9 protein-coding genes and 1 pseudogene are annotated in these 12,747 nt (G+C 41.3%); 3 read left to right on the forward strand and 7 right to left on the reverse strand.

Annotated features, from left to right (window positions below; translation table 11 throughout):
• Positions 1 to 2: 2 nt before the first annotated feature.
• Entirely contained in the window at positions 3 to 566 is a 564-nt protein-coding gene (locus tag NST81_RS16310; RefSeq protein ID WP_341030324.1) for a transposase, read from the reverse strand.
• Positions 567 to 876: 310 nt separating this feature from the next.
• A complete protein-coding gene (locus NST81_RS16315) occupies positions 877 to 3,738 on the reverse strand; it encodes an S-layer homology domain-containing protein (protein WP_341030326.1) in 2,862 nt (953 codons plus the stop codon).
• Between the two features lie 687 nt (positions 3,739 to 4,425).
• On the opposite strand from NST81_RS16315, the gene csaB reads away from it, so the two are divergent.
• Both csaB and murJ read left to right on the forward strand, forming a co-directional pair.
• Entirely contained in the window at positions 4,426 to 5,535 is a 1,110-nt protein-coding gene (gene csaB, locus NST81_RS16320; RefSeq protein WP_341030327.1) for a polysaccharide pyruvyl transferase CsaB, read from the forward strand.
• A gap of 195 nt (positions 5,536 to 5,730) precedes the next feature.
• Positions 5,731 to 7,245, forward strand: coding sequence for a murein biosynthesis integral membrane protein MurJ (murJ, locus tag NST81_RS16325; RefSeq protein WP_328203865.1), 1,515 nt, complete (start codon positions 5,731 to 5,733; stop codon positions 7,243 to 7,245).
• A 112-nt stretch (positions 7,246 to 7,357) separates the two neighbouring features.
• On the opposite strand, the pseudogene NST81_RS16330 reads toward murJ, so the two are convergent.
• Positions 7,358 to 7,582: pseudogene (locus NST81_RS16330) on the reverse strand (carboxymuconolactone decarboxylase family protein); the annotation flags it as partial.
• A gap of 119 nt (positions 7,583 to 7,701) precedes the next feature.
• Positions 7,702 to 8,814, reverse strand: coding sequence for an RNA-guided endonuclease InsQ/TnpB family protein (locus NST81_RS16335; protein ID WP_341030168.1), 1,113 nt, complete (start codon positions 8,812 to 8,814; stop codon positions 7,702 to 7,704).
• Positions 8,815 to 8,901: 87 nt separating this feature from the next.
• Between NST81_RS16335 and NST81_RS16340 the strand changes: the two genes are divergently transcribed.
• On the forward strand, positions 8,902 to 9,042 hold the full coding sequence (locus tag NST81_RS16340; protein ID WP_003352379.1) for a ribbon-helix-helix protein, CopG family: 141 nt from the start codon (positions 8,902 to 8,904) through the stop codon (positions 9,040 to 9,042).
• 59 nt (positions 9,043 to 9,101) lie between these two features.
• Here the strand turns inward: NST81_RS16340 and NST81_RS16345 are convergent, their stop codons facing one another.
• The 3 genes from NST81_RS16345 to NST81_RS16355 all read right to left on the reverse strand — a co-directional run bounded on the left by NST81_RS16345 (position 9,102) and on the right by NST81_RS16355 (position 12,736).
• The gene (locus NST81_RS16345; RefSeq protein ID WP_255287973.1) at positions 9,102 to 9,230 is read right to left on the reverse strand and encodes a hypothetical protein; all 129 of its coding nucleotides are present in this window, start codon (positions 9,228 to 9,230) and stop codon (positions 9,102 to 9,104) included.
• A gap of 210 nt (positions 9,231 to 9,440) precedes the next feature.
• On the reverse strand, positions 9,441 to 11,468 hold the full coding sequence (locus NST81_RS16350; protein WP_341030330.1) for an S-layer homology domain-containing protein: 2,028 nt from the start codon (positions 11,466 to 11,468) through the stop codon (positions 9,441 to 9,443).
• Between the two features lie 275 nt (positions 11,469 to 11,743).
• Positions 11,744 to 12,736, reverse strand: a complete 993-nt coding sequence (locus tag NST81_RS16355) for a C40 family peptidase (protein ID WP_048624211.1) — start codon at positions 12,734 to 12,736, stop codon at positions 11,744 to 11,746.
• Positions 12,737 to 12,747: the final 11 nt, after the last annotated feature.

Below are 12,747 nucleotides of genomic sequence, written 5' to 3' on the forward strand. Positions count from 1 at the left end.
GGCTACACTGAGGTATATGAGGCTTCTCGTACAAATTCAACATACTTTTTCCAGTGTTCTTCTTGATTTCCTGAAAAATATTGCAATAATGCCTCTTTGTTCATAAACCGCGGGCATTTTGAGTGAGGATCCATATATAAATAGAAGCTACTCCACTGACATTGTTCTGGTGCATATACCATGTGCGCTTCTACAGAATTTAAATGAATATAACGACTTACTTCCAACATTCCTTTAGCATCATCAATTAATTTGCTAAAGTACCGTTTTTCGAACACATGGCCTGTCAACTGATATCGAGTGTTATAATAGTTAGCGTATCTTTTATTGATAAGCGCCATCACTTTGGATATAGATTCATGTCGCGAACGCAGCTGTAAATGAAAGTGATTCGTCATAAGACAATAGGAGGCTATTTCAAAGGGGATTTTTTCATGACATTGGTGGATAATATGGAAAAATGCTAAAAAATCACGAGCTTCTTTAAATAATGGATCACGCCGATTTCCTCGACATACGATATGATAAAACCGTTGGGGAATCCATACACGCTTTGGACGTCCCACCTCTATTACTCCTTCCCACTGAATTGATGGACTGTCTTTTAACACAAGTATCTTTCTTTAATTTAGAGCAAATCTATTAAATTCTCATCACCACCTATAAGAACATTTGTTCTGTTTTTCATTTTAATCTATTCCCTCTCTCACTTCAACTATCCATCTTTCGACAAATCTCGGGGCGTGACAGGCACCGATCTAATAGAGCCAAAAAAGAAAGGAACCAAAGCTTGTCAGCTCTAGTTCCTTTTAACAAATCCGTATTTACACTGTTAACTTTTTTGGATCTCGAAATACCAGCGCACGAAACTTGAAATTATTTAACTTTAACAGTTACATCATTTTTAAGTGGATTGTTAGCAGCATCTGCCGCTGTAGAATCACCCGTAGCTAATGTCGAAACAGTTACGCTGTTAATTGCTGGAGAAGACGTGATTTTAAAGTTATCAACTGGACCATCAGCAATTTTAATATCTGTTCCATCCTCGTAAGTGCCGTTGTTATTTACATCAAAGTATGTCGGCGTTGCAGGAACATTATCACCAGGATCTGTTGGTGCACCTTGAACTACAAGATCATCTAGGTTAACTAGATATTTACCTGCATCCGATCCAGTACCTTTAGTAACAGTAAGAGCTTTTCCTGAACCTGTAAAATTTGCAGTAACAGTCTTGTCGTTAACCTTAATCACTAGGTCTCCAACCACTGGATCTACATCAAGTGTTTCACTAAAGCCGATCAAAAGTTTATTATCTGATGTTAATGATGCGGAATTCAACACTGGCTTAACATTATCAACAACAGAGACAGTTCCTTTATAAGAGTTCAACAATTCATTATTAAGAGATTTTACGTTTGCTACTGTAAATACAGCATTTGGATCTGTTTTCTCAATAGATTCAGAAGGCAATGTAATAGTAGCTTTGTCTTGTGTCCCATTTAACACAATTTTAGTACCCTCTGGCAGTGGTTTTCCACCTAGTGTATAGTTCGCTAAATCAGTTGCAGAATTGGCAACTGCTCCGCCTTTAACTGCTCTACCAAAATCAACAGTGATTACGTTATTTTCAGCATCAACAGATGATAAATCAAATGTTGTAGCACCTGCACCAAAATCAATTGTGTAATTGAACGCATCTGATTTATTTCCGGCTTCAGATTGATCCGTTACTAAACCAGCTGGGAATGAAAATGCATATTTGCCAGATACTTTAGCTGGTGTATTAGCTGTATATACTACTTTTTTATCGCCATCGGATACAGGCTGAGCTTTCAGTCCTCCTAATAGCGTACTACTTACGTCTACCCCATTTTCATTAACAATAGAAGGAACTTCTGGAGTACCAGCTTTTAATCCTTCACTGAAGGAAACTTCAATAGCAGTTACTTCACCATTAGAATTTTTAACAACGTTATAACCAGTTGCAACTGGTTTAACAGTATCTTTAGTTAATGTAACTGTTTGAGTACCTGCAGTAATATTGTTACCTAACTTGTCTTGAATTGTATTAGGCAATACTACTGTTAATGTTCTGCTAGACTTATTTGCATATAAGGTGTCAGTCACCGGAATGATAAACTGAGTATCATTTGTGTCAGGCACTACTGTTGGAGTACTTATTGCTACATTAGCTAAAGTTTCATCTTTGACAGGGTTGTTTGAAGATGCAAGAGCACCTAATACAGAATTAACATCCATTGGTTTGCTGAATGTTACAAGAATTTCTTTATCACTTTTTTGTGATAGAGTAGCAGTTGGTGCCACTGTGTCAACAGTTACATTAAATGATGCGGAAGTAGAAACTGTTACATTTCCACCTTTATCTGTTAAGTTAATTAATTCGATTGTATGTGTTTTTCCAGTTTCTAAGGAAAGACCCGTGATTGTAGCAGTATCTGTGCCATTGAAATCTATGTTTACATATGAACCGTCTACTTTTGCCAAAGAAGATTGAATTGGCTCTGAAGCTTTAACAGTTAAGCTAGTTGCTACATTTCCTTTAGTCTTTGATTCTACACTTGTAATTTGTGGAGCTTCTTTATCTTCATAAGTAAATACTTGGACATATTTTTCTGTAGACACATTTGCATCAGCTGCTGTTTTAACAGGTTCTACAACTAGAACTTTATTTGTAACTTCCACATCGGACGCATTTGCAAAAGTTAAAGTAACAGTCTTCTTATCTGCACCTAAATTGGCAGAATTAGGACGAGTATTATCAATAGAATATTTTGTAGTGTCTTCAGCATCTGCTTTATCAACTTCTTTATTGAATGTCACTTGAACTTGTGTAGCATTAATTGCTTTCACACTTGCAACTTTAGGCGTCGTTGACTTAACCACAACATTAACAAAAGCTTTCAGGTCAGTTCCTTCAACAGTTCCTTCAACTTTGTAAGTACCTGGTTTAGAAGTATCCACTTTAGAAATATCCCATTTTACGGATGCTTCTTTTTCAGATTTGTCAGAGTAAACAACGGTTACTTTTTCTGGAAGTTTAACGTCTTCTAATTTTGTTCCTTCGTCTACTGTGATGTCGTCAATAGCTTTGATGCTATCAACTTTTTTATAGTTCATTGCTTTATAAAGCAATTTTGCAAAGTCACCACGAGTGATCTTTTGAGTTGTTCCGTATGTAGTATCGGAAGTACCACCAGTGATTCCAGCGCCGTAAAGAGCTTCAATGTAAGGTTTGAAGTCAGCTGTTAAGTCTTTGAAAGGTGTTTCTTTCGACGCATCTTTCAAAACAGGATAAGAGTTGACTAAGATTTTCGCCATTTGACCGCGAGTTAACGAAGACTCAGGATCAAATTTATCTTTAGAAACCCCGCTGATGATTCCTTTAGCTACAAGAGCGTTTACAGCACCTTTAATCTTGCTGTTCACATCTTTGAAACCAGCATCCGGAGCATTTTTCGTGTCAAGTTCTAACGCTCTAGCGATGATGACAGCTGCATCGCCGCGTTTCAAAGTTTTGTACGTACCGAATTCAGTTTTGCTGACTCCTTTAACGATGCCTTTGCTGTACAATTCGCTGACAGCTTTTTCATAATTTTTGTTTACATCGTTAAATGGAAGATTTTCAGCAGCAAATGCCGGCGTTACAGCCGTTGCTACCAATGTTGCTGTTGCAGCCGTAGCCACAAATTTGCGATAAGACTTTGGTTGGTAAGCCATTCACTATTTCCTCCCCGTTTTGTAATAGTACATATGAAAACGACTGAAAAAAACACAATCGTTTTTACCAAATCCATCTAAACCTTCCATAAGCCAATTGTTCCATAAAAATGAACAATATGGGCAAATTGGCAGATTTAAACTCTTCTTTTATTCTATCAAACCAAGTCTTTTTTTCAAGTGTTTTTTATGAACTTGAGGATTTTTTTGTGATTTTTTACTTATTTGTAAATAGTTCTTAATATCACTCTTAAACACTATCGTATAGACTATTGGATAGATAGAATTGTCATGTCATTACCAAATTATAGTCTTTTTTGGTTGAAAAAGAAAGTTTTTTGGGTAATGATGTCACCCGAGGAGATGTATAGCACTATTGGTGTGTTCCCTTACTAAGTATTCTTTATAAACGAACCAATCTCTCTATCTATCTCACTCCCTCATTTTCGTTCCATTTTATACTAGTCCTTATGTATCCATTGAATGTGTTTATGGCAAATGATACAATGAAGGGCAGTGTGGGAAGGGTGGAGAAGGCGGTTTTTCGTCATTCTCTCTTTTATTTTTTTCTACTTATTCCTCTTTACAGATGATGAATAATAGACAGGACATCTCATTCTCCACAACAAAAAAGGTTCGAGAAAATCAAGCCTTGCATGAAGGAGGAAATGAGAAGGAGGAAACCAATTGAAAGTAGTTATTTCCGGCTTTTACGGCCTTGGCAATACCGGGGACGAAGCGATATTGGAAGCGATTCTCGATAACTTGCGCAACGAGATTGACGAGGTGGATATCACCGTTTTTTCCTTTTCCCCGGAGAAAACGGCAAAACGCCACAATGTCCGGTCCGTGTACCGCGGGTGGCGCCGTGAAAATAAACAAAAAGTACAAGCTTTAAAGAAGGCGGATTTATTGATTTCCGGAGGCGGCGGTCTCCTTCAGGACACGTATCCGACGAAATTTTTGTTCGGACCGCTTCCTTATTATTTATTGATCGTGTTTTTAGCCAAGTTGTGCGGAGCAAAAGTCATGTTTTTCTCCCAGGGCATTGGTCCCGTCAATACGACATGGGGAAAAATTCTCATGAAAGTCTTTGCCAATATGGCCGATTTCATCACAGTAAGAGATCCATTTTCAAAGGAGCTTCTCCACAAACTCGGCGTTAACAGGCCGGAATCAGTGGTAACGGCAGATATCGTCTTTGCCTTTCACCAAAAGGAGGACAGCGCCTGTTTGGACAGCTTGCCGTTAAAAGGCGGGGAGCGATTGGTCGCGGTCAGTGTCCGCCCTTGGTTCGGAGATACGTCTTATTACGGGCATATCGCCCAAGCGCTGGATAGCCTGATCGAATCCGAAGGCGTCACTCCTGTCTTCGTCCCGATGGAAGGGCATTATGACGTCCGAGCCTCTGAAAAAGTCCGGCAGCAGATGAAACATCGTGATCAAAGCCTTCTGCTTGGACCCGACTTTACCCCTAATCAGTATTTGAATTTTATCTCAGCTTGCGAAATGACGATCGGACTGCGTCTGCATTGCTTGATTTTTTCCTGTTTGGCAGGTGTTCCCCATATCGGGATCAGCTATGACAAAAAGGTCGAAAGTTTACTGAAGCGTTCCGGGATGTGGGACTATTCCTTCACACTTGAAAACTTGGATCCGGAAAAACTGGCGGATAATGCCCGGGAAGTATTGCAGCGCCAGGAAGAACTGAAAGAGATGATCCGTGAGAATGCCGCAGAAATGCGCAGAGAAGCAATGAAAAATATCGATTTGCTGAAGGAACGTTTTGGCCAGTAGCAGTCTCTTTTTCAAGACCGTATCGGACAGAAAAAAGTCCTGCGGGATCACCGTCCCTGATGTCCGATTGGTCCAACAAGCGATCATTGTGGATGAGAAAAATCGCCACTGACTGAAATTTTAGTTTACCAGTCCACTCCGAAACGTGCAGATGCAAGCTCTTCTGCACGTTTCCTTACTTAAGAGGTGTCATTCATGTCATTGAAAAAAACAGCCATTTGGCTGACGATCTTGGCTGTGGTGGTGAAGCTGTCCGGTTTTGTCCGGGAGAGCATCATCGCCCACCAGTTTGGGGTCAGCCAATATACAGACGGGTATTTGCTTGCGTTTTCGTTTATTACGTTGGCGCTCGCCATGATTTCGGGCGGATTCAATAATGTGTTCCTTCCTATGTACGTCCAGCAGCTGAAAGAACAGCCAAAGCAGGCAGAACAAAACGCGAACGGAGTGATGAACTGGACGGTGCTCATTTTCCTTGTGGTCACCGTGACCGGCTATTTCTTCGTTCCCGACTTTGTCCCTTGGATTTATGGGGACATGAAGCCGCAAACGAAGGAAACGGCGATTGCCGTTACGCAATTTTTCTTCCTGTTTATGAGCTTTATTGCACTGAGCGGAATATTGGATTCCTATTTACAGGGCCGGAGGGTGTTCGTTCCGTCGCAAATCGCCAAACTGCTGCAAACGATCATGGGCGTCGCCTTTGCCTTTTTGTTTTCAGAAAAATGGGGAATTAACAGTCTTGCCTACGGGTTTATTTTCGGAACCATTTTAGGAACGATTCTTCAGCTGGCCTATTTGTTCCGGACAGGGTACCGCTGGAGTCCGGTTTGGAAAGTCGAACGCGAATTTCGCAAGACTTTTCTTGTGTTGCTCGTCCCCTCTTTATTGAACTCGGTTGTGGGGCAAATTAACGTGTTCGTCAATAAGGCGTTTGCGTCTGACATTAAGGGAGCCGTCACCTATTTAAACGACGCTTCGCTCATTACCTCCATCCCCCAAACCGTCTATGCGACATCGATTGCGGTGATTATTTTTACGCTGTTATCTGAACAGCTGGATAATCAAAAAAAATTCCAAGACACGTTTTTCTTAGGAATGCAGCTGTCGCTTTTAACTTTAATGCCCATCACTGCATGGCTGATCGTGGCAGGACGGGAAACGATTGCGTTTATTTTTGAACGCGGCAAATTTACGGCCGCGGACACGTATCAAACCTATCTGGCGCTCGTGTACTATTTGCCAACCATCGTGACGCAAGGTCTGCAATATATTGTATCGAAGTCAATGTACGCTCGGGGAAAAACTGCGATCGTATTCCGAATCAGCGTGACGACTATCGCATTAAATGCGATTTTAAACTGGCTGTTTATCAAGCCATTCGGCTATCCGGGCTTAGCATTGACCAATTCAATTGTGTCCGTTTATTACTTGGTTGCTACCGCCGCTTTCATGTACAAAGATTTTGAACCCGGCGAAAAGCGGAGGCTCTTTGTCCTGTTCGGAAACGTATTGCTGCCAACAGTCGTCATGATCGTGCCGCTGTACTTGTTCAAGCTCTATGTACCGATCGATCATCTCTACTCGCTTTGGCAGCTGGCCATCCTTGGCATACTTGGAGCCGTTCTTTACATAGTCGGATTGTATGTATTCTACCGAGAAGGCTATCACCAACTCGTGGGCATCGTGAAAAGAAAAATGCGGTCGTAGCTGGCGAAAATCAGCATCGAACTGTTTGTTTAGTAGAACTTCCGCCCTAAGAAAGAAGGCTGTCCCATCCGTTCATCGGCTTCGGGGACAGCCTTTTTCTGCTTTTAAGATTTTATTCTTCAGCACCATAGCTTTCGATCATATTGGCGATATGAGTATAAGCGCCGCCGGCCGCTACAGCAGCCGCAACAAGGATGGCTTCGGAAAGCTGTTCTTTCGTTGCGCCTGCTTTTTCAGCATTTTTGGAATGCACATCGATGCAATAAGGACATTCCGTAATATGAGCAACCGCTACAGCAATCAATTCTTTCAATTTGGCAGACAGTTTGCCCGCTTGTGAACTACCCTCCACTTATCAACCTTACGGTTTGATTGAAGTGGGGGCTTCTCGGGTAATCCCGTCTAATGACAGAAAATTGACCGAGCTAACCCTCTCGTTCCGAAAGTTATTATTCTTTATGCTAATAAGCGTAATCCCTCATTTTTGATATTGATTGCTGAATTGTGATCGCAATCTAATACAAAGCCGCAAGAACATTTATATACACGTTCAGATAATGGCATTTCTTTTTCCTTGCCGCAACATGAACACTTCTTAGTGGAGGGAAACCACTTATCAATTTTCACAAGTTGTTTCCCCTGTTCTTTTAGCTTATACGCTAAGAAAGTAGTGAACATCCCCCAGCCGTTATCATGAACGCTTTTTCCAAAGTTGAGGGCTTGAGACATGCCTTTCATGTCTAAGTCCTCAATAATCACAGCGTCATAGTTTGTTGCTAATTCTTTTGACTTATGATGAAGAAAGTTTCTGCGCTGATTCGCTGTCTTTTCATGTAGCTTAGCCACTTTCAGGTGTTGTTTTTCCCATCTTGCAGAACCTTTCTTTCTTCGAGAAAGAATTCGTTGTGCTTTTGCTAATTTATCTAAGGCTTGCCGATAGTAACGTGGGTAATTGGCTTTCTTACCCTGTTCACTCTCGACATATAGACCATCCATAGCAAAATCCAAACCAACAACTTTCTGTATTTTAACTGGACGAATATCTTTCTCATATTCTGTCAAAATTGAAATGTAGTATTTGCCTGTCTTTGTTTTAGAAATAGTGCAAGATTTGATTTTATAATCAGCAGGTATCTCTCTATGCTGTTTCATTTTTATTGGCTTTTTGATTTTTGGCAGTTTGATATGACCATTTTCTAGCTTAATATTTCCGTTGACCATATTAGTTGTATAGGATTGTTTTGCTTTACGATTTTTGAACTTTGGAAAATCCGCATTTCCTTCAAAGAAATTCTTATAAGCAGTCTGTAAGTTCATTTGTGCATTTGCCAAAGCTAAAGAATCCACTTCTTTTAGGAATGGAAATTCACTTTTATATTTTGCAGGGGTCGGAAACTTTTGCTTTTTAAGCAATTCTTTATCATCCTTGAACTTTTCATACGTTTCTTTGCGTTCAGCTAACATCTTATTGTAGACAAAGCGAACACAACCAAATGTCTTAGCTAATAATGCGGATTGTTCTTTGTTTGGTAACAAACGAAACTTGAAAGCTTTGTTTTGCTTGGCCATATCAATTCACCTCACTTTGTGCGGAAAAATTTCGTATATATTGATTATACCGTAAAAAATCCGTACAATCAATATGAGGTGATAATCATGAGAGAAGAGAAAGAACGTGTAGAAATTCGTATGCCTAAGACGATATTAGAAAAATTGGAGCAATATCAAAAAGAAAATGGGATTCCAACTAGAACAGCCGCAATCTTAGAATTGTTGAGAAAGGGATTGGAAAAATAACTTTGGCTAAAGCCAACCGAAATTCATCTCCCACCTACTCATTGGTGCAATTGGCACCTTCACATTCCTAGAGGATGGGAGACTTCTTTCGGAAAGACGTTAAATTGATCAAATGCTTGCGCCTGTTCCGGCGTCCATTCATTTAATTTGGCAAGATGACGCAATGTTCCTTTTTCATAAAGCGACATCCTTAATCCCCCCTTGTTTTCCATTACTAGCCTTTATTATAGTCGACATATTTAAAAAAGAATATGAATATGCCTGTAGATTTCATTTCTCTCCGCTGCCAGAAAGTCAATGTCTTATGAACCCTTGACCTTCAAGCTTTCCGTCCGCACTCGCCAAAAGCGCACAAAAAAGCTGACCCTCGAAAATCGGGTCAGCTTCAAGATATAGCATTATTTCCCGGCGATCGGAAGAATATCGACGTAATCGCTAGAAACATAGACGCCGTCTTTATATTGATCGGCAAATTTTAATACATCGGAATAAATTTTATACCAAGAGCCGGATGTTCCGATAATTGTCACCGGCATTCCCAGTTTATTGTATTCAAATAACAGCGTGTCTTTAGAAACCTTCGGTTGGGATCGGACATTTAATCCATCATTTGGATCATAGCCATCCGTCAAACCGATTGAATATCTACCGAAATCCTTGCCGCCGAGCATTTTATCGATGCTATACATATGGCGGGCCAGTTTTTCGCCCCAGAACATATCGGAAGCATATTTGACATTAAAGCCCGTTCCTTTGTTGCCCGGAACCGCGCCGTTTGCTCGAAAATCTCCGAAAGAAAGATAGCTGTCATTGAATTTTTTCGCCAATGCATCCACACTGGCTGCCGGCGATGGAAAAGGATTGGCCTGATTCGGATTGCTGTCGACGGCACCATAGCCGAATAAATTATTTTTTTGTTGGGCTATGTCGCTTAATCCATACTGACTTTCATTAAATGCCAATCCTAGAATTAACAACGCATTAATATGTTTCTCGGATTCTACTTTTTTCAAATGGCTGCCGAGGCCGATCAGCTTGCTTCTTTTCGTTGCATCTTTATACTTGGCGTATTGGGTTGGATTTTGTTGATACAGTTTTTCCAGATCCGCCAATTTGGTCATAATCGCTTGATCCAGCTGTGCAGCGGTATAGCTTGTCGGAGTTCTGGCTGATAAAAATTGAAAATATTGGTAGGAAGTTCCGACTTTTCGATGATTGGCATCATAAAACGTATAGCCGTCCCAGCTGTAATAAGGCTGTCCTGGCTTTAAAAACGCAGGCGCTTTTCCGACTGTATAAGATGTGTAGTAGCCGCCTGTGGCCGTGTCAACGTACAAATAATGAATCAGCTCTCCGTTTTCCGCTTGATAGTAGTTTTGCCCCGGCGCCGCGCCATCCGGCTCCAAAAGAACGTCTTGCGGGGAGGCGTATAACTGCTTTCCGCCCACTTCTACTTTTACATAGTTCTCTGTAGATGTTATATATTTCATTTCAGAAGAATAGGTAGCCGCTGTTGACACATAAGTATAGGCCGTTTTTAAATTGGAATCTGAATATAAGTTGATGGTGCTCTTCAGTGTCGCCCGGTCAGGTACAACGATCCCGCTTTTCATATACACGACTCGGCCGTTATAAGTGACAGCGTCCGATTGACCGGCATTCATGGCGTCTTTCGCTTCGTCAAAAGTCTTGTACGACTTTCCGGTCGGCTTGACTTCATGATTGGAGACGACAGCCGTTTCATAAGGATTTTTGACAGGAGCTGGCTCATTTCCTCCCGGACCGGATTCATTATAATTTTCTACATAGGAAAGCATCCGGCTGATAAAAGCCGCCGCTTCCGCTCTTGTGGCTTCTTTATCAGGTTGAAATACCCATTTCCCATTTATTTGAAAGCCGTGGATTATATTGGCTTGAGCTATTTCGGCAATCGCTGTTTTGAATTCATCCTGCAAATTGGAAATGTCCGTGAATTTCGTGCTTCCCGTTTCTAAAGGGACATTCAAATATTGAATGGCTCTTTTAATCATGACCGCCATTTCTTTCCGCGTAATGGTATCGTCCGGATGAAAGGTTCCGTCTGTTCTGCCTTTGATAATGTTCACTTTGGCAGCCGCGTTAATGCCCGGCGCCAATGCCGAATTAGGAGATACGTCTTTAAAGACATTGGACGTATTGGTCATATCGAGCTTTAACGCACTCGAAATAAACTTGGCAAATTCTCCTCTTGTCACCTTTTTACCCGGCTTGTAGCTGCCGTTTCCATAACCGGAAATGATCCCTCTGGCAATTAAATCTCTCATTTCCTTTTCCAGCGTAATCCCCGAAATGTCATCGCTCGCCGCTCTGGACGGCTGAGGCGGGACCGCAGCCGAAAAAACAAGGAGAAACATCATCATAAGCAGCATGCGTCTTCGCATTTTCATCTAGTTTCCTCCTACACTAGTAATCTTTTTATATGTAAAACTGTGCGAAATATAATTCATCACAGCTGGTGCCTTTATATAGAAGCTTTTCCATGATTTCAGATTCGCCCGAAATCTGCTTTCACGCAGCAAGCAGGTCAAGATCGAAAGCGATCCTGTCCGTACGTTTCCCTCTCATCAAAGAGGACGAACTTCCCGACCGACGACCCCTCACCGATAAACAGGTAAAAAGAAATCGAAACCATTCTTTATGGCCTCGATTGTTGTCTATTTCTTTATTTGGCATTGTAAATCGCCGCTGCAAAATCTGCTCTGGTCGTTTCGTCGCCGGCGCGGTATTTGCTTGTTTGATAGACCGTTGTTTTGTCAATATTGTGGATGGTGTTAATTTCGGCAAAAGCCCAATAGCTGGATGGAACATCCTGATAAGCAGGTTTGGATGATGACACGGATGCCACATTCTTTTTAAAGGCTTTTGTCACAATCACAGCCATCTGCGCTCTTGTCATCGGATCATAAGGTCTGAAAGTACCGTCGCTGTAACCGTTAATAATGCCGGCCTTTTCAATGGCGGCAATATCTTTTGCAAACGGATTAGAAGAAGATACATCTTTAAAACTTGCGGATGACGGCGCCGCTAAATGAAACGCTCGATTGATGATAGCAGCTGCTTGTCCGCGTGTAACTTCATCGTCTGGATGGTAAAGTCCATTGGAATATCCTTTGATAATCCCTTCACTGTTCAATTCTTTAATGGCAACCAACGCCGGATGGGTATCGCCAAGATCTTTGAAAAGGGTTCCTACCGGCTGAGACAGCACCCGCTTGGCCCCCGCATATTTGCTGCTCCAATAAGAATTGCTGAGAGAGTCTATTTCCACGCCGGATGATGCCGCGTTAATGAACTTGTTATCGCCGACATAGATTCCGACATGGGAAATGCCTGATTGATATGTATTTTTGAAAAACACTAAGTCTCCCGGCAGCAAAGAAGATTTAGATACGCTTTTTCCGGTCGAAAATTGGCCTCCCGATGTACGTGGAAGCGAAATGCCAAAATGTTTATATACATACGATGTATATCCTGAGCAATCGAAGCCGTTAGGAGTCGTTCCCCCGTAGACATATCGTACTCCTAAAAAATTTTTTGCATAATCTACTACTTGATATCCTGTAAAAGAAGCGGCAAATGCTTGCTTAAACGGAAATGCAAGCAATAAAACAAAAGCAAAAAAGACTATTTTGATCAGTTTCCCTCCTGTTTTCATGGTCACTCCTC

Source organism: Bacillus sp. FSL W8-0223 (assembly GCF_038006805.1).
Lineage (GTDB): Bacteria > Bacillota > Bacilli > Bacillales > DSM-4216 > Bacillus_O > Bacillus_O smithii.

Coding starts and splice junctions, on each gene's coding strand:
- NST81_RS16315 (WP_341030326.1), bottom strand. CDS start 3,738: ATGGCTTACCAACCAAAGTCTTATCGCAAATTTGTGGCTACGGCTGCA.
- murJ (WP_328203865.1), top strand. CDS start 5,731: ATGTCATTGAAAAAAACAGCCATTTGGCTGACGATCTTGGCTGTGGTG.
- NST81_RS16335 (WP_341030168.1), bottom strand. CDS start 8,814: ATGGCCAAGCAAAACAAAGCTTTCAAGTTTCGTTTGTTACCAAACAAA.
- NST81_RS16340 (WP_003352379.1), top strand. CDS start 8,902: ATGAGAGAAGAGAAAGAACGTGTAGAAATTCGTATGCCTAAGACGATA.
- NST81_RS16345 (WP_255287973.1), bottom strand. CDS start 9,230: ATGTCGCTTTATGAAAAAGGAACATTGCGTCATCTTGCCAAATTAAAT.
- NST81_RS16350 (WP_341030330.1), bottom strand. CDS start 11,468: ATGAAAATGCGAAGACGCATGCTGCTTATGATGATGTTTCTCCTTGTT.
- NST81_RS16355 (WP_048624211.1), bottom strand. CDS start 12,736: ATGAAAACAGGAGGGAAACTGATCAAAATAGTCTTTTTTGCTTTTGTT.